Source organism: Selenomonas sp. AB3002 (genome assembly GCF_000702545.1).
Lineage (GTDB): Bacteria > Bacillota > Negativicutes > Selenomonadales > Selenomonadaceae > Selenomonas_B > Selenomonas_B ruminantium_A.
The window spans coordinates 518,602-537,061 of record NZ_JNIO01000002.1; the positions used below are offsets into that span (position 1 = coordinate 518,602).

An 18,460-nucleotide genomic window follows, 5' to 3' on the forward strand; every position below is an offset into this window, starting at 1 on the left:
CCAACATTATCAGTTAAACAAATCCTTCAGCTTCTCCTTGAAGCTCTTCTGCTCCGGGTTCACCTTGTCCCCGCCCTGCTCGGCAAATTCCTTCAGCAGTTCTTTCTGCTTGTCGGAAAGATTCTGGGGAGTGAGGACCTTGATGCGCACATGCTGATCACCGCGGCCCGTACCACGCAGGAAGGGGATGCCGCGATTCTTCATGCGCAACACTTTGCCGCTCTGGATGCCGGCGGGAATCTTGAGGTCCACAGGACCGTCCAGAGTAGGCACCTGCACCGTATCACCCAAAGCCGCCTGCACGAAGCTGATGGGCACCTCCACAATGACATCTGAGCCCTGACGGTTGAAGAACTTGTGGGGCTTGATGAAGATGTAGAGATAGAGGTCGCCGTAGCCGCCGCCGCGCACGCCAGCCTCGCCCTGGCCGGAGAGGCGCACTCTGGAGCCCTGGTCCACACCAGCGGGCACCTTGCCCTTGACGGTGCGCTGTCTCTTGATATGGCCTGTGCCGCCGCAGGCATGGCACTTCTTCTTGATTATCTTGCCCGTGCCGCCGCAGCGTCCGCAGGTGCGGCTGCTCATCATGCGGCCCAGGGGGGTATTGTGCACCACCTGCTGCTGGCCTGTGCCATGACAGTCGGGACAAGTCTCAGGAGAGGTACCGGCAGCAGCGCCGGTGCCGTGGCACTCACTGCACTCCTCGGTGCGGGGCACGGAAATCTCCACTTCCTTGCCGAAGGCCGCCTCTTCAAAGGTAAGCTCCAGGTCATAGCGCAGATCTGCCCCACGCTCCGGACCGGGCTGGCGTGAACGCCTGCCGCCACCTCCGAAGAAAGCATCGAAGATATCTTCAAAACCGCTGCCGCCGCCAGAAAAACCACCGCCGCCAAAGCCGCCGAAACCACCAAAGCCACCGAAACCGCCGGCACCAGCGCCGCCGCCCTCGAAGGCTGAATGACCGAACTGGTCATAGGCAGATTTCTTCTGGGGGTCCTTCAGCACATCATAGGCCTCGTTGACCTCCTTCATTTTCTCCTCGGCGGCCTTGGGATCATCCTGATTCAGGTCCGGATGATATTTGCGGGCCATCTTTTTATAGGCTTTCTTGATCTCAGCCTCAGAGGCGCCTTTCTGAATGCCCAGCACCTCATAATAATCGCGTTTCTCGCTCACGTTGCACCATCCTCGTAAATCTAGCTTGAGCCATATATATAATATACGCTAAGCCTGCTCAAGGCAAGCCTTTCATTAAAGAGAAATGGAGGTGGGAACCACCTCCATACCTCATTTATCTGAATATCAGACTATTTACTTCTTGTCACTCTCGGTGAACTCAGCGTCCACTACATCATCATCAGCCTTGGCCTGCTGCTGGGCACCGGCTGCGCCTGCAGCACCTGCATCAGCGCCGGGAGCACCCTGAGCGCCTGCGGCCTGAGCCTGCTGGTAAGCGGCAGCGGAGAGCTCATAGAGGGGCTTCTGGAGCTCCTCAGTAGCCTTCTTGATGGCCTCAGTGTCGGTGCCCTTCAGAGCTTCCTTCACCTTCTCGCAGGCTGCCTGGACTTCCTTCACCTTGCCCTGATCGGCCTTGTCGCCCAGATCCTTGATGGTCTTCTCAGCCTGATAAACCATCTGCTCAGCGGTGTTCTTGGTGTCCACAGCCTCTTTCTGCTTCTTATCCTCAGCTGCGTGAGCCTCAGCTTCCTTCACCATGCGGTCGATGTCTTCCTTGCTCATGCCGCCATCGGACTGGATGGTGATCTTCTGCTCCTTGCCCGTGCCCAGATCCTTGGCGGATACGTGCACAATGCCGTTGGCATCGATATCGAAGGAAACCTCGATGCGGGGCACGCCGCGGGGTGCAGGAGGAATATCGGAGAGCTCGAAGCGTCCCAGGGTCTTGTTGCCTGCAGCCATCTCGCGCTCGCCCTGAAGCACATGGATGTCAACAGAGGGCTGATTGTCAGCAGCGGTGGAGAACACCTGGCTCTTGTGAGTCGGGATGGTGGTGTTGCGCTCGATGAGCTTGGTGCAGACACCGCCCAGAGTCTCGATACCCAGGGACAGCGGAGTGACATCCAGCAGGAGCACGTCCTTGACCTCGCCTACCAGCACGCCGCCTTGGATAGCAGCACCCACGGACACGCACTCATCCGGGTTCACACCCTTGGAAGGCTCCTTGTTCAGGATCTTGCGGATAGCATCCTGCACAGCGGGGATACGGGAAGAACCGCCCACCAGGATGATCTTATTGATGTCGCTGCCGGAGAGGTCAGCATCTGCCATAGCCTTGTGAGTAGGCTCCATGGTGCGCTCTACCAGGTCGCGGGTCAGTTCATCGAACTTTGCACGGGAAAGGGTCAGGTCCAGATGCTTCGGGCCGGAGGCATCTGCCGTGATGAAGGGCAGGTTGATGTTGGTCTGGGTCATGCTGGAAAGCTCAATCTTAGCCTTCTCAGCAGCCTCGATGAGGCGCTGGGCGCTCATCTTGTCCTGAGAAAGGTCGATGCCATTCTCTTTCTTGAACTCCTCAACCATCCAGTCCATGACAGCCTTGTCGAAGTCATCGCCGCCCAGGTGGGTATCACCGTTGGTAGCCAGAACCTCGAAGGTGCCGCCGGAGAGCTCCAGGATGGACACATCGAAGGTACCGCCGCCCAGGTCGAAGACCAGCACAGTCTCGTCCTCATCCTTGTCCAGGCCGTAAGCCAGAGCAGCTGCCGTCGGCTCGTTGATGATGCGGAGGACCTCCAGACCTGCGATGCGGCCTGCGTCCTTGGTAGCCTGGCGCTGGCTGTCGTTGAAGTAAGCCGGCACCGTGATGACAGCCTGAGTTACGGTCTCGCCCAGATAAGCCTCGGCATCAGCCTTCAGCTTCTGGAGCACCATAGCGGAAATCTCCTGAGGAGTGTAATCCTTGCCATCAATGCTGACCTTGTAGTCACTCTCGCCCATGTGGCGCTTGATGGAAGCAATGGTGCGGTCCGGGTTGGACACAGCCTGGCGCTTGGCCAACTGGCCCACCAGACGCTGGCCGTCCTTGGTGAAGCCCACCACAGACGGGGTGATGCGGCTGCCCTCGGGGTTCGTGATAACAGTAGGCTCGCCGCCTTCCATGACGGAGACGACGGAGTTCGTAGTACCTAAGTCAATACCAATAACCTTTGACATGATAATCCTCCTATATGTGTAAACTAAATTATTAACAAAATATTTAGCTGTTCGCTACAACCTGCACCATGCTGGGGCGAATCACGCGGCCTTTCACCATGTAGCCCTTCTGGAGTTCTTGGGCAATGGTCTCATCCTCCAGCTCCGGGTTCTCCACCCGCATGACTGCCTGGTGGAAGTTGGGGTCGAATTTAGCGCCCTCAACCTCGATATGCTCAAGGCCGTTCTTCACTAGGACTTCCCCAAACTGCTTGAAGATCATCTCCACGCCCTGCTTGAAGGAATCAATGTCCTTGGCCTCAGCAGCCATGGCCCGCTCGAAGTTATCCAGAAGAGGAAGCATATCCTTCAGGATGCCCTGAGTCACCACTGCAGAAAGCTCTTCCTTTTCCTTGGCGGTGCGGCGGCGGAAATTCTCGAAATCAGCCTGCAGGCGAAGAGCACGCTCTTCCTTTTCCTGCACAGCCGCCTGCAGCTTTTCAAGCTCAGCCTTGGCAATGGCAACCTCTTCCTGAGGTTCTGCCTGAGCTTCAGTCTCGGCATTTTCTTCGGCAGTAGGAGCCTCTTCAGCTTCTCCCTCCGCCTCCTTGCCTACAGCACGCTTGATTTCCTCCTGCATGTCCGCCAGCTTCTGCTCATCTTTTTTCTTTAATTCATCTTTCATGAATGATGGCAATTCCTTCACCTTCCTTATGGTCATCTCGTACCGCTTCACCAGTTGTACTTTCTGATGACCTCGGTAAGATTGTCATTCATATATTCCAGCAGGCTCATGGCCTTGGCGTACTCCATGCGGGTAGGTCCCAGCACTGCAATGGTGCCCAGAAGCTCCCCGTTCAGATGATACGTGGCCGTGATGATGCTGCTGTCCTTCATGTGGGAATCCTCATTTTCCTGGCCGATGGTGACCTCCAGGCCGTCTCCCATGTGGGCGTGGAGGATATCCTTGATAAGTTCCTCCTCCTCAAGCATCATCAAAGTGTGCTTGACCTTCTCCACATCGTGGAACTCAGGCTGTGTCAGCATCTGAGTGGTGCCTCCCAGGTAAAGCCTTTCCTGCTTGCCTGAGTCCAGCGCCCGATTCACCACTTCAAGGGCAGATTCGTACAAGCCCTCGTCCCCAATCTCATCCCGGATAGGCAGCAGCCTGTCAGGAGAGATGGCAGAAAGAGACTTGCCCGCCAGATTCTTGTTGATGACAGCAGCCATGCGCTGGAAATCTTCGAAAGTAGCGCCATCCGGCATCTCCACAATCTTGTTTTCCACAAAGCCTGCATCCGTCATCAGCACCGTGATGACCCGCCTGTCATCCAGGGGCAGGAACTGCAGCACCCGGAACCTGGCCTGGGTCAGCTGAGGTGCCAACACCAGGGAGACGTTCTTCGTCACCTTGGAAATGATCCTGGCAGTCTCCTGGAACACCTCGTCAATGCGACGAACCCTTGCCTGATACCAGTCGTTGATGAGTTTCTTTTCCTCATCGCTGACCGGCTTCGGCGGAATCAGCCCATTCACATAGAAGCGGTATCCCTTGGATGAGGGCACCCGCCCCGAAGAAGTGTGCAGATGCTCCAGGTAACCCAGCATCTCCAAATCCGCCATCTCATTGCGGATGGTGGCGGGGCTAACCCCCAAATCATGCTTGCGGGCAAGGGTACGGGAACCAACCGGTTCAGCCGATTCGATGTAGTCATCAATAATGGCCTTCAGCACTTTTTGCTTGCGTGCATCCAGTTCCATTGGCACCCCTCACCTCCCCGCCGGGTCCTGTTAGCACTCTCGTTAAATGAGTGCTAAATTGAATCTAATAAGAATATACACCGCATAAAACAAAAAGTCAATAGAAAAATCAAAAAGTCAAAAAATAAGTGTCCCCATCTGCTTCAGATGAAGACACCTGTCAAACACACTCAGCCTCCTGCCCAGTTCCGCACTCTTCGGCAGGCCCCTAAAACTCTGCCAGCTTCCAAAGCCGCCGCAGGTATATGCCCGCCAATCAGGAAGGAATCCGCCTCCTCCACAGCCAGCCCAGCCTTCTTCCTATAATAAAGCCACACCTGCCCTGCCCGGGGGGTGAGGTTCTCTGCCAGGAAGATCATATCCTCCCTGCCGCTGTACAAACCACCCAAAAGCTCAATTTGATCAGCAGCACCTATGCCCTGCTTCTGCAAGAGCGACTGAAAGGCACGCAGGATATCTGGCAAGTGGCGGCTCAGCTGCAGGGCAGCCAGATACTCATTCAGAGCTTCATCTTCCCTTCCTCCCATATATGCCATCTCTCCCAAACGGGCGTGGATATGGGGCAGCAGCCTGCGGGAACTGTCAGTGACAGCCTCATCCCCCTGAGATTTGCTCAGTTCTTCCTCCCCGTCTAAAGCCTTTCGCAGGATTTGCTCCGCTTCCTCATAAAGCCGTGCTTCGAAGAGGCACAGCCCTTTCATAGCCTGCAGGCGGTAGAATCTCGGATACTCCTTCAGCCCACCTTCCAAAGGCACCAATGCCTCCCGTATGGTATGTCCCCCCTTGAGACAGCTACTGGCCCAGGTCTCCCAGGCATTCTTGCGGTCATGTGGGGGAAGATTTGGTTCTTCGATGATCTTTTTTGCATACACCATGGCCTTCTCATAGTCCCGCAAGCCATAGTAAGTATCCATGAAATAGTGCCACTCCCCGGGGGAGTCACCATACTGCTGCCGTCCTGCCTCCAGCATCTCCAGGTTGCGTGTGAACTTCTTCAGCTGCTGCCGGGAGGAATAGCCCGTGTGGTAGACTGTCAGCTCACGGGCCAGATAGATGCTCTGCTGGGGAATCCCCGCCAGGACTTCATGGATATACCCCTGATATCTGAGCTGGGGCAGATTGCGGAAGATCCGCAACTGCACGATAGCTTCCATGACCCGGTTGTTATCGTCCTTATCTATATTGATCAAAGGGCAGGTAACCCCTAATATGTTCCTGCCCTCCAACTCTTTCAACAAGGCAGGTATGCGCTGCTGCGAGGCCTCATCAAAATACTCATCAGCATCAGGAAAGACAATCCAGCGGCCACTAGCCTTCCCTATGGCAAAGTTCTTGGCGGCAGCAAAATCATTTATCCACTGGAAATCAAAGACCTTGGCGCCTGCTGCCCTAGCTAGTTCCTTGCTATTATCCTCTGAACCCGTATCCACCACTATCATTTCATCGGCAAAAGTTCTCACAGAAGCCAGCCACTTAGGCAGGTTCTCTGCCTCGTTTTTCACTATCACACAAGCAGAAATAAACATATCTCCCCCGTACTCCTTCAGTACTTCCCCCACCAGGGGCAAAAGGTACGCCGCATTTGCCCCCAGGGCAGCAAAATCCTTTGTGGTCTCCAGACTTTGGCAGCTTTCATATATGGAAAGGCCCCTGCGCAAAAGCTCCTGCGCCCCCGGCTCTTTCTTTTCATGCAGATAAAGCCCCAGCATCCAGGGAAACTCTGCGGACATAGGCAGAGCAACTTCCGCCGCCTCAGTCACTTTTTCTATTTCAGACAAAGGACTGTCCAGTCGCATAAGACTTGAGAGATAGGCGCTATACAGCCCTGCCAGATTATCCGTAGAAATCTCCTGCTCCCTGTCCTCCGCACTCAGTATTTCCTCCGCCAGGCGGCAGGTTTCCTCCCACTCCTTCAGACCGTAGGCACAGTCAAGGAGATATTTTTTCTGCTGCAAAGAAGCCTTTCCTCCCGCTTCTTCTATATCTCTCAAAAGCAAGCGACGATTTCTGAGCAATTTGTCCGCAGCTATGTTCTGGGAATAGCCCGTATGGTGTATTTCAATTTCCTTGGTGGCCAGCACCTTGTAGCGCTGGGGGACATCCAGCGCCTCATGGATACGCCCCTTGTACCGCAGTCCCCGCAAATTGCGGAAAAGCCGCAGCTGCACCGCAGCGCTCTGCAGCTGCATGCCATTGTCTTCATCAAAATTCACCCACCGACAAAGAATCCCCGCCGTCCTGATATCCCTGTCCGTCTCCTCCAAAAGAGAACGCACCCTGGAAATGGACTCAGGAGGAAAATACTCATCCGCATCCAAAAAGAGAATCCACTTCCCCGTGGCCTGCTCCAGAGCAAAATTCTTGGCCGCAGAAAAATCATCCCGCCAGGGAAAACTAAATACCCGCGCTCCCCCAGCCTCAGCTATCTCCACCGTCCTGTCCTCAGAACCAGTATCCACCACGATAAGCTCATCTGCCAGCTGCCGCACACAAGCCAGCCAGCGAGGCAGATGCTTCTCCTCATTTTTCACTATGACACAGGCAGAAAGGTTAACCATAGAGCTACCTCCACGCTTATGCGTTGCGTTTGCTATGCTATTGATATAAAATTATCCTATGAATCCAATTACCAGGAGGTGTCGTATTGTGAAGCAGAATTATGTCATGCCCGTAGGCGTAGACGATTTTCGCCAGGTGCGGGAAGAGTACTATTATGTTGATAAGACAGACTTTATCAAAGCTCTTATTGACGGTCACAGCAAAGTGACCCTCATCACACGCCCACGACGCTTCGGCAAGACTTTGGCTATGAGCATGCTGTACTACTTCTTTACCATGGAGGACGCAGGCGCTAACAGAAATCTGTTCAAAGGTTGCAAAGTTGAAACAGCTGGTGAAAAATACATGAAACATCAAGGCACCAAGCCTACCATTTTCCTCAGCTTAAAAGATATCAAGCAAGTGGACTTCACACGCATGATGAGAAGTTTCAGTTCTCTCATGCAGGATCTGTATGCTCTGCACAGCTATCTTCTGGACAGTGACTGCCTAAATGAATATGATCGTGAATACTTCCATTCGATAGTCACTCGCCAAGCAGACAGTGTAGATCTTCAGCTTTCCCTGAAAAAACTGACCGTTTGGCTGCAACGGTATCACCAAAAAGCTGTCTTATTGCTGATAGACGAATATGACGCCCCCATACAATATGCTTTTGACCACGATTACTACGATGAAGCCATTGAATTCATGCGCAATTACCTTAGCTCCGCATTGAAATCGAACCCAAGTCTGGACTTCGCAGTAATAACCGGTGTGCTTAGGATTGCCAAGGAAAGCATCTTCAGTTCCCTGAACAATCTTGAAATTGCCAGCGTTGTTTCTGGCAGATATCAATCCGCCATGGGATTTGACTATCATGAAATTGAGCAAGTAGCAACTGATTTCAATTGTCCCCAAAAACTGGAAGAAATCAAAGACTGGTATGACGGTTACAATTTTTCGGGGCAGGAAATCTATAATCCCTGGTCAGTCATCAACTACATACTCCATAACTGCCAGCCTGCTCTCTATTGGTTGAACACCTCTGGCAACACCATACTTAACGATTTATTGAAACATATCGATAAAAAACAGGAAAAAGAGCTTTATACCTTGCTACGCGGCGGCTCAATCACTGCCAGGATTGACGAAAGCATCATATATACCGATATCAGCAAAAGTCGCAACGCTCTCTACACTATGCTCCTCACCACCGGCTATCTGACCCCGGTCTCCCAACCTAGCCTGACAGGTTTCACCCTTTCAGCCCGCCTGCGCATCCCCAACCAAGAAATCCGCGCCGTTTACGCCAAGGAAATATTGGAACGCATAGAATCTATGGATGGCCAGCCTAATCTCCTGAGCATGATGGACAATCTCCTATCCGGCAATGTAGAGGAATTCTCTGCCAGACTCAATGAGTATCTGGAAACATTGGCAAGTTACTATGACACCGCCAACCGGGAGAACTTCTACCACGGCTTTCTCCTGGGCCTGCTGGCTCTTCTATTGCCTGATTACACAGTCCGCTCGAACCGGGAAAGCGGTTATGGCAGATTCGACATAGCAATCTTCCCGAATCGGAAACACCAAAATGGTGTTATCATGGAATTCAAGGTAGCAGAAAGCGAAGCAGCCTTGCCTAAAATGGCCGAAGCAGCCCTCACCCAAATTGAAAGCATGGACTACATGGCCGAGTTCCGCAATAAAGGAATAGAGCAAGTATGGCAGTACGGCATAGCCTTCTGCGGCAAAAAAAGCCATATAGCAGCAAAAATATAACTAATAACTACAAATTTTCTTTTATCTAATATTGACTGCCTCACGCGCAGGCACACACTCAGATTTATTCTAACCCACACTCCCGCCAAAGCGGGAGCTTTTTTATTGGCAGCAGGTCTTAGCAAAATCTTATAGGCTTCTGTGCCCCCTTGGCTATCTGCATATTCAAGGCTTCATAGGCATACAGCATGGTCTCCACGCTGATGCCCAATATGCAGTGGGCCTCATCCTTCCGGCTGCAGCCGGGGCCGTCAATATCATGGCAGTCATCACGGTGCTCTTTAGGGAAGACCTGCACGGCAGGCACACCCCAGGGGGCGAAGCGGACGGGCATGGAAACACTATATAGCTTCAAATCCAACGGATAGGCATAAGCCACCAGAACAGGCACCTTCTGAGCTACCGAAAGATGCACTGCTCCCGTATCATTTCCCAGGTACTTCTGGCAACGCTTCAAAAGAGCAGCTGTTCCCCTAAAAGTGAGCCGACCTGCTACTGATACCACCCTGCCCCGAAAATTTTTATTCAATTCTTCTTCCAGCCAATGAGCAATTCTCTGTTCCCTAGGCCCCCCCAATATCACTATCGCTGTCCTTGGCTCTCTGGCTAAAATTGCCTCTGACAATCTGGCCCACCGGTCCACCGGCCAGCGTCTCCGCTCCTCGCTCACCCCCGGCATCAGAGCATAAATTTGCCGGTAGCCCCTGACACGCAGACTTCTCAATACCGCCGTAGCCGTCTTTTCATCTTCCTCATCGGTCCAGACCTCCAGCGACCTGTCCTCTACTGTCTTTCCCGTCAGCGCTTCCAAAAGCCGCAAAGCCTTCTCCGAATCACGCAAAACTTCGCCCCTATTCCTCGGCACAGCAAGCGTCAGCATATCATACCAGAGTTTAGCCTCCGGCTTCATTTCTGCTCCTTCAAAAACATAGGGCCCATAGCCGACACGTTCCCGGACACCTGCCAGATACAGCCATAGTTTATCATTTGCTCCACGAGCTTCGTTCCAGGTAAAGCCCAAAGAGTAACGGTGTGCTAAAATTTTTGGTAATTCTTCCAAAAAGGCAGCCACATAATCCTGCCAATTTTCAAAACTATACGAATCACATCTCACTTTCACTTCATTCACATAAGGAGATTTCTCCGCCAGTTCTCTGCTGTTTTCTGGCACCAGCAAAGTGACAAAAGCTTTGGGATATTTTCTCTTGATTTCTCTTATCAAAGCTGAGGACATAATAAAATCGCCGTTGGCTTCACTATGCAGAAGCAGAATAGATGAAACCTCCCCAGTCTCCCGCCAGCCGTTCTCACGAAATGCAGGTTCCAACTCGCAGGTCAAAGACGCCAAGGGCAAAGAAGTCTCCCCTCTATGCCTTTCAAAAAAATTCCTCTCAGCCGCCAACATTCTCTCAACCGCTGTATCCACACCTTTTCCCTCACTCTCAAACATTCGGCAATGACTTTGCAATACAGCACAATCTTCTGCAAAAACAACTGTGCTCCTACACCAACTGGAGCTTTTCATTGTACGACATCTTCCTGCAAATTTTTATATAACTCTTCTACATCTCGCATATAGGCATGTCTATCCATCAATGGAGATTCTTGCATCATCTGCCTTAGTCTGCTACGCAATATTGACAAAAATTCATAATCACTGGCTAACTCTACTGCAATGGCCACATACTTCCCCCCGCAATCGGCTGATAGTTCCCCCATACCCAAATTCCTTAAGAAACTCTCCCCAAACCTCGCTCCGTGACGATTGCCGCACAAGGACACCAGCGGAACCCCCATGTACAAAGCTTCGCAGGTTGTAAGTCCGCCAGGATAAGGTGAGGTATCCAGTGCAATGTCAATCTCTCCATATTCCTGTAAATAATCTACCGAATAGCTCCTCAACTCGATGCGTTCCAAAGGCATCTTCAGACTCTTCAAACGTCTAATTGTATAATCACGCCCCTCATCTGTACTCAAAAGCTGATGCTTAAGCATCAATCTAGAACTAGGAACTTGAGCCAAAATTTCCCTCCACAGACTCAGCATACCATCATTGACCTTAACGAAATTATTAAAGGAACCAAATGTGACATACCCATTTCTTAGGCAGGGCGGTGGCACAACCTGAGGAAATTTCTTATAAGGGCAATAACAAAAATGAGTATGTGGCAATCTGAGGAGTTTTTCTGTAAAGTAGGGAGAATATTCCTCTGGAGCGCAATATATATCTGATAAAAAACCGTCGCACTCCGAAATACCTGTACTATTAAAATAGCCAATCCCAGAAATCTGTATTTTAGCAGCCCGGTAAGCTAAGACCGGCAAAGCATTATTTCCCGTATGCCCCCCAAGTTCAACCAAGATATCAATTTCATCACGCCGTATATCACTGGCGATTTCATCAAAATTCTTGCCAGCAATATTTCTCCAATAAACTGGTGCGCTCTGCAAATCTTCCGTTACAAAATCACTTTTTTTATTAAGTTGAAAAACATACACCTTGAAAAATCTTCTATCAAAATCAAAGAAAAAAGGGCGAACAAACTGCCCTACTGCATGGTCCATCAAATCCGCGGAAAGATAACCTATACGAATTTTTTCATGCTGCCATTGTGGTAAAGGATATGCCTCTATTTTCATCTTCTTTAGGTAATACCTATACAGTCGGTAAACTTCCTGTAATCTATCCGATGACAAATTCTCTATTGCATTAGCCACAAATAAGGCATTACTGATTTCCACAAGCTTTTGTGGTATTTCTGGCTCAAGTTGTGCCGATTTCATATAAGATTCTACAGCCTTCTCACTCTGTCCTAGTCTGGCATATGTCCCCCCCAAAATGCTAAAAGCACCAGCCAATCTCTTTTTATCTTCGCTGGTGGCATACTCCCTCAGCAATGCCTTCAGCTGGACAATCGTAGATACATACTTTTTCTGTTCCCATAGAATATGTGACTTTAAAAGTTCTGACACAAGTGACTTTGCGCCTGTTTGCTGGTAATAACTCTCCAATAATTGCCAGGCTTCGTCATAAGCTTTCTGCTTGAACAATCCCAAGGCTCGTTCATATACAACAAAAAAACCTCTCACTTCAACAGAGTCTACCATCATAATTCCCCGCTTATACTCACAGTTTTTCAAACACAATTTGCGGCTTCACTGATAAATCTAAGCATATATATTCATCTAGCAAGGATGCACCGTCTAGATAATCTAAGCCTTCCTTCAATCCAGCTGAAGATAGCAAACTATTTATACGCGGATAATCTGGTACAAAAAAAAGATATAGATGCTTTTCAACATCATAACTCAGTTCCAATTTCAAATGTTCATTTGTGCCTAGAAAACATATACGATATTCCCTTTTAAAAGGATCCACACTATCGTTCATAGAAAATTCACTGCCATCTAATGTGCATGGATTTTTTAGCATATTTATTACTTTGGGCATAAATTCGCTAGTCGAGGCAATGACCAAAGACTTATGACAAAGAACACTTGCCATTTGCCGTAGGAGGATAGTCTTATTTATTACCATAGGTGCATAGTACCCCTTAAACACTTGAGTGAATGTATCAAAGAATTGACAAAAAAATTCAGGTGTGCACCAAGGCGTCTTGAGAAAATATTTAAAATAAAGCAAATCTCTCGGATCATCTTTATCAAGTCCAAGATGATGACCTAAATAATGATATATGCCCCGAACCTCACAGGGCTTGCCGTAATCTTTATCCCAATTAATCAAAATGTTATAATACCAAGGTAAAGGAGTCACATCAGCAGCGAAATAATAATTCAGTATACTCTGATCATAAAATTCACTTTCATCAGGATGCTCTGCCAATATTTTGAGGCCTTCTATCAATAAATTTTCCTTACATCTTAGTTTTCTTAAATCAATCAACAAAACACCTGCATTAAAATACGTTGTCAACGAAACACCTTTATCCCCCATACGCCTCGAAAGAATATCCTGTGCCTCCCCTTCGGCTTTCACTCCATAATGTGTTAAAATATCCGATTCCCTTACAGCAGATAACCCCGCAATTCCTATTTCTTCCTGCCAAATTTCTTTAACATCTATGTTTACAATAGTGTCTGCATCTAGATAGATTATGCGGCCCAATTCTCTTGGGAGCAAATCTGGAGCCAAAAGCCTGTAAAGCGTAGCTTCTGTAAAGTGTGCATCATGAATGGCCTTGGGAAAAATTTCTTCAGCTTCTTCCCATAACTTTGGTATTATTTTACGTACATTATAAAAAAGTATTCTTTGCCCATAGCAATTCACCAATTCCTCAAACTTACTTTTATTCTTTTCTGAAATACTGCCATCATGAAAAATATGTATTCTCACCTTCTCACTGGTATTTTCCAAAAGAGAACAGATAGATGTTCCCACCACCTTGCTGTAATTTCCATTTTTATCCACCATTGCATAGAGAATGTCTATTATTGCATCATTACCAGTCATCTGCATTGCCTCCCGAATTAATACCATATAATATTCTTGCCGACTTATTGTCAAGAATTTTTATTTGGAAGCAACTTTATAAACCAGTCAATAGTATTCATGAACATCTGCGGATCAACATAATCCAATACCTGACATTCACGATGCTTCAAATAATAATCCAGTAGCAAGGGATGCTGAGACAATGTAGTTTCTCTGGCATAAATAATCATATTTTGAGCATAACAAATAATGCATCCTTGCAATTTATCTTTTTGTGGACGAATACAATCTATGGGAACATAACCGAAATTGTAAAATATATCTGCCCAATAGGACTGCCACTGCTCATTGATGTGATTTGTCCCACCTTGGAAAGGTATTGCCGCTGAAAATAACACCACATCACTTATTTCCGTTAGATTGCGTACAAACTCAACGGCTCTCTCTTTAGGGAGATGTTCTGCCACTTCAAGGGACTCAACCAAATCTGCTTTTTGACTCACATTTACAAAGTTTTTAGATAAATCTGCCGCCATAAACTCTTCTTCTTCAATATAAAGCATATTTCTATCTACATAATCACCATCCACACCATATACCTGGGAACCCTCAGACTTCCAAACAGCCAGCCACGTTCCCAGACCACACCCCATATCAACTACCGTACGCGGATTAATAAATCCTTTAACTAAAGGTATTACTATCCTCGCAGATTCATAACTTCCATCTTTTTGTGACCGATAAAACTTTTCGTCATATGTACCCATTCCCTATCCCCCTAACATTTTAAGAACAAATTATACTCTTTAGTATTGCTTTTTTCTATACCAAGTTTTTGAAGCAAATTGAAGAAATGAATATCTTCTGTCAGCTCAAGGGATTTAAGGTTTTCTCTCATAGATTCATACTCTGGCTGATTCAGCGCAATCAATAAAACATCTTTATTCTTATTAAAATCAAATATATACTCCTCCATCTTCTCAAACGGTATAAACAACTCATCTTCTCGTAGCATCAGCATATTACAAATGCTATCCCTTGCACTATCTAACCCAACAACAATTCTTCGCTTATTTGCGCATTTATTTCCCAAATCCAATATTTCAAATCTTACATATTCTATCATACGACTCATATTGCCTATAAATATTTCATCACACCATGGAGTTTTAGAAAAATATCTATAAAAAAGAGCATTATACTCATCTCTCATTTCAAACCCCAAGCAGTTATTGACGTAATGATATATACATTTACCCACACTCTTGTGAGATTCCTGCTCCATCCAAACAACTGCATTATATTTACCATCCAACACACAGCTACGAGGAAAATAATAATTAAGTATATCTTGATCCAAATAATCAGGATCATGTCTCATCAAAAAAGACAATGCCTTGTCCGTCAAATCTTCTACTAATCTAAATTTATCTAAATCCACCAGCAGTACTCCGGCATTGAAATATTCTTTCTGAGGTACAATAGCATTACGCGTTATATTATGATGATATTTCTGTATAAAAGGATCTGCTGCTGCTCCTATACCATTAGGCCCTGTTTTTTCATGCCATAATTCACGAACGTCCATATTGACAATAGTATCAGCATCCAAATAAATAATACGTTTTTCTGATGAGAGGACCTCCCCCATAATTAGCCTAAAAAATGTTGCTATGCTTAATCTGGAATTTGCGAGTTTTGGAATGATGCCGTTGATTCTTTCCCATAGATCTGAATAAGATGTACTCACATCATGCAAGACAAGTTTTTGCTTGTACTTTTCTTCAACAAGTCCGTACAAGTAATCAACATTTCTTTTATTTAAAGTACCATCATGCAGAATATGAACTATTACATTTCCCGATGTATTATCTAGCAACGAACAAATAGATGTTCCTGCTATCTTCGTGTAACCTCCATCTGTATCAGACAGTGCATAACAAACATTGATTTTTTCTGCCGCCATATGTACATCACCTCGATATTACATACCCTCGAAAATCTCTTGGATAGTATACAAGTCATCTACCAGCTTTCTATTCTCTAGGAACATATCCCCATCCAAAAAATGCTCTCCCTCTACTAAACCTGCTTTTTCAAGCATTACTTTAATTTTGGGGTAATCTGGCAAAAATAACAAATAGAAATGAGTTTCCACATCATATTCAAAACGCAACTGCAAGGAATTTCCTTGCCCCGCTTGGCAATAAATCGTATTTTCATTAAACAATTTATGAACACTAGAACCAAAGCCATCGGCATAGACTACTACCAAAGTTTTACCACCTATAGCTGATAATACAGCACGTATCTTTTTGAAAGTTGTGCTGCCTGTTAATTGATATAACTTTCTAAATTCACTAAAAAAGCGACAAAAAAATTCTCCGTCAGCCCAAGGAGTCTTTAAAAAGTAATTCCAGTACATAGTGTCACGTTCGTCTTTAGGATTGAGTGTCAAGCTATGACCTGAATAATGATATATCCCCTCTATCGTCTTTGTATTTCCATTCTTTTTATCCCAATACTGTAACAAATTATACCTACTCGGCAAAGGTGTCAAATCCTTAGCAAAGTAATAATTTAGAATATTTTGGTCATAAAAATTTGTTTCATCACTAATACCAGTCAACATTCTAAAACCATCCAGCAACAAATTCCCCCTTTTTCGCAAGATATGTAAATTCATAAGCAAAACTCCAGCATTGAAGCAATTATCTATATTCACACCACCAGCAGACATATCTTCAACAGTCTGTTGGAAAGGTGAATCTAATCTCTTCAATTCAAAGTGTTTTATCACATCTGCTTCACGAACTGCCGCTAATCCAGAAGGGCCAATTCTTTCTTGCCATAATTTTATGATATCAATGTTAACCACAGTATCTGCATCCAAATATATTAAACGTTCAATATTCGACAGTATCTGTGGTGCAAGCAAGCGGTACAAAGTTGCTTCTGTAAAACGTGAATCGCTAATCGCTTTTGGCAAGATTCGTTCTGCCTCTTCCCACACATCCACAAGAAGTTCCCTTACATTATAAAACTTTATTCGTTGCTGGTAAACTTCGACCAGCTGTTCTAGACATTCGCGGTTCTTGCCACAAACACTGCCATCATGAAAAACATGAATCCTAATTCGAGAATTTGTATTTTCTAATAGAGAACATATAGATGTCCCTACTAATTTACTGTAATTCCCATTTCTGTCTTTTAATGCATAAAGAATATCTATGATATTTTCTTTCAAACTTACTCGCCTCCCTTTTCACAGCATCTCAAACAATTTGGTAGGATTTGTGAGACCACCTGTTCCTGGTGTATCTTCAATAAATATATTACCATCCATATAATTTCCTTCTTCTTCCAACCCAGCCTGTTCCAACATAACCTTCAATTCCACATAATTATTGACAAAAAAGAGGTAATAGTACTCATCAACATCATACGGCAAATTGAGATTAAAACGCCCCTCTTCTCCTAATGGATAATAACAGACATCATCTGGAATTATAAATTTGCCTTGTTTTTTTGCCCTAACATTACTCTTTTTCACTACTGTTTTCCCGTCTCTTATTTTGGGATTCAAATTAGCCGCTTCCTCTATATGATAATCGAAGTCTTCCGGTTTTGTTATCAAATGACTGACCAAATATTTCTTTTCATCACTCACCGCTAAAACCAGTTTCTTCTTTGCCAGCGAACCTATAATTTTCCGCAATGAAATTATTTTTTGAGATGTACGCCACAAATATATTTCTTCCATCTTATGATAAAAACTGCATAAAAATTTGCCGTTTGCCCAAGGAGTTTTCAAAAAATAATCATAGTACAATGTATCTCTTACATCATGTTCATCCATCTTAAGGCTTCTACCCATATAATGATATATACCCTCGACTTCCCTCGGTCCTTTAAATTCCCTCTCCCAATGCTGAAGAATATTATAGTACCATGGCAAAGGTGTCACTTTTCTAGCAAAATAAAAGTTCAAGATATTCTGATCATAGAAATTATTATCAGCATCGCAATTCAATGCAACCTTCAATCCTTTTAGCAGTAAATTACCCATAGGTCGTATTTTATCCAAATCCATCAAGAGAATTCCTGCATTAAAACATTCATCAATTTTCTCCCCCAGACTTTCCCAATAATCCAATAATTTCTGCAGTTCTTCTCCAACCCCTGTACCGTGCATACCGTACTGCATCAATAAATCATTCTCTCTAACAGCCGCCATGCCATTTTCACCAATTTTTTCCTCCCAAAGTTTCTTTATATCAATATGCACTATAGTATCTGCATCAATATAAATCAAACGTGAGATATTACTCGATAATATTTCTGGTGCAAGAAGTCTATACAGCGTTGCCTCTGTAAATCTAGCATCCCTTATAGCTTCTTTCTTGATTTTTTCTGCTTCTTTCCACACTTTCGGCAATAACTTTCTTACATTGTATAAAACAATCTCTTGCTTATAATCCAATGCTAATTTTTCAAAGTTTAATTTGTTTTTTCCTTTTATGCTCCCATCATGAAACAAATGTATACGAACCTTTTCTTTTGTATTTTCAAACAATGAACATATTGAAGTCCCTGCTAGTTTACTATAAGTACCTTTCTTGTCCACCAATGCATAAAGCACTTCTATTTTTCTTTCATCTTGTTCCATGTCGTTCACCCCTCCAATAGTAATTTACATCCTCTTACTACATTCGACAGTTGATGTAAAAAACCTTTATAGATTAAAATAATTTAAGCCCCCCACTGAAG

13 protein-coding genes are annotated in these 18,460 nt (G+C 46.0%); 1 reads left to right on the forward strand and 12 read right to left on the reverse strand.

The annotated features are described in order from the left end of the window. Window positions 1-9: 9 nt before the first annotated feature. The 5 genes from dnaJ to P159_RS0102755 all read right to left on the reverse strand — a co-directional run bounded on the left by dnaJ (window position 10) and on the right by P159_RS0102755 (window position 7,472). Complete coding sequence (gene dnaJ, locus P159_RS0102735; protein ID WP_029541182.1) at window positions 10-1,176, reverse strand: molecular chaperone DnaJ; 1,167 nt, start codon at window positions 1,174-1,176, stop codon at window positions 10-12. A 135-nt stretch (window positions 1,177-1,311) separates the two neighbouring features. Continuing rightward, entirely contained in the window at window positions 1,312-3,174 is a 1,863-nt protein-coding gene (dnaK, locus tag P159_RS0102740; RefSeq protein ID WP_029541185.1) for a molecular chaperone DnaK, read from the reverse strand. Between the two features lie 43 nt (window positions 3,175-3,217). Next, window positions 3,218-3,838, reverse strand: coding sequence for a nucleotide exchange factor GrpE (gene grpE, locus P159_RS0102745; RefSeq protein WP_029541187.1), 621 nt, complete (start codon window positions 3,836-3,838; stop codon window positions 3,218-3,220). Between the two features lie 47 nt (window positions 3,839-3,885). After that, window positions 3,886-4,920, reverse strand: coding sequence for a heat-inducible transcriptional repressor HrcA (hrcA, locus tag P159_RS0102750; RefSeq protein WP_185753581.1), 1,035 nt, complete (start codon window positions 4,918-4,920; stop codon window positions 3,886-3,888). Between the two features lie 164 nt (window positions 4,921-5,084). Beyond that, window positions 5,085-7,472 carry a glycosyltransferase family 2 protein gene (locus tag P159_RS0102755; RefSeq protein WP_029541192.1) on the reverse strand — a complete coding sequence of 796 codons (2,388 nt, stop codon included), beginning with the start codon at window positions 7,470-7,472 and terminating at the stop codon, window positions 5,085-5,087. 88 nt (window positions 7,473-7,560) lie between these two features. Between P159_RS0102755 and P159_RS0102760 the strand changes: the two genes are divergently transcribed. After that, entirely contained in the window at window positions 7,561-9,237 is a 1,677-nt protein-coding gene (locus tag P159_RS0102760; protein WP_221174043.1) for an AAA family ATPase, read from the forward strand. 118 nt (window positions 9,238-9,355) lie between these two features. Here the strand turns inward: P159_RS0102760 and P159_RS0102765 are convergent, their stop codons facing one another. From P159_RS0102765 to P159_RS0102795, 7 genes are all read right to left on the reverse strand, one after another. Then, entirely contained in the window at window positions 9,356-10,591 is a 1,236-nt protein-coding gene (locus P159_RS0102765; RefSeq protein WP_185753582.1) for a glycosyltransferase family 9 protein, read from the reverse strand. Between the two features lie 167 nt (window positions 10,592-10,758). Continuing rightward, window positions 10,759-12,348: a hypothetical protein gene (locus P159_RS0102770; RefSeq protein WP_080705885.1), complete on the reverse strand. Its 1,590-nt coding sequence runs from the start codon at window positions 12,346-12,348 to the stop codon at window positions 10,759-10,761. Between the two features lie 16 nt (window positions 12,349-12,364). Beyond that, window positions 12,365-13,708, reverse strand: a complete 1,344-nt coding sequence (locus P159_RS0102775; RefSeq protein ID WP_029541201.1) for a glycosyltransferase — start codon at window positions 13,706-13,708, stop codon at window positions 12,365-12,367. Between the two features lie 50 nt (window positions 13,709-13,758). Beyond that, window positions 13,759-14,457, reverse strand: coding sequence for a methyltransferase domain-containing protein (locus P159_RS0102780; RefSeq protein ID WP_051650064.1), 699 nt, complete (start codon window positions 14,455-14,457; stop codon window positions 13,759-13,761). Between the two features lie 11 nt (window positions 14,458-14,468). Further along, entirely contained in the window at window positions 14,469-15,656 is a 1,188-nt protein-coding gene (locus tag P159_RS0102785) for a glycosyltransferase (RefSeq protein WP_029541207.1), read from the reverse strand. 18 nt (window positions 15,657-15,674) lie between these two features. Beyond that, window positions 15,675-16,937: a glycosyltransferase gene (locus P159_RS0102790; RefSeq protein WP_029541208.1), complete on the reverse strand. Its 1,263-nt coding sequence runs from the start codon at window positions 16,935-16,937 to the stop codon at window positions 15,675-15,677. A gap of 18 nt (window positions 16,938-16,955) precedes the next feature. Continuing rightward, a complete protein-coding gene (locus P159_RS0102795) occupies window positions 16,956-18,359 on the reverse strand; it encodes a glycosyltransferase (protein WP_029541209.1) in 1,404 nt (467 codons plus the stop codon). Between the last annotated feature and the right edge of the window lie 101 nt (window positions 18,360-18,460).

Coding starts and splice junctions, on each gene's coding strand:
- dnaK (WP_029541185.1), bottom strand. CDS start 3,174: ATGTCAAAGGTTATTGGTATTGACTTAGGTACTACGAACTCCGTCGTC.
- P159_RS0102780 (WP_051650064.1), bottom strand. CDS start 14,457: ATGGGTACATATGACGAAAAGTTTTATCGGTCACAAAAAGATGGAAGT.
- grpE (WP_029541187.1), bottom strand. CDS start 3,838: ATGAAAGATGAATTAAAGAAAAAAGATGAGCAGAAGCTGGCGGACATG.
- P159_RS0102755 (WP_029541192.1), bottom strand. CDS start 7,472: ATGGTTAACCTTTCTGCCTGTGTCATAGTGAAAAATGAGGAGAAGCAT.
- P159_RS0102775 (WP_029541201.1), bottom strand. CDS start 13,708: ATGACTGGTAATGATGCAATAATAGACATTCTCTATGCAATGGTGGAT.
- P159_RS0102785 (WP_029541207.1), bottom strand. CDS start 15,656: ATGGCGGCAGAAAAAATCAATGTTTGTTATGCACTGTCTGATACAGAT.
- P159_RS0102795 (WP_029541209.1), bottom strand. CDS start 18,359: ATGGAACAAGATGAAAGAAAAATAGAAGTGCTTTATGCATTGGTGGAC.
- P159_RS0102770 (WP_080705885.1), bottom strand. CDS start 12,348: ATGATGGTAGACTCTGTTGAAGTGAGAGGTTTTTTTGTTGTATATGAA.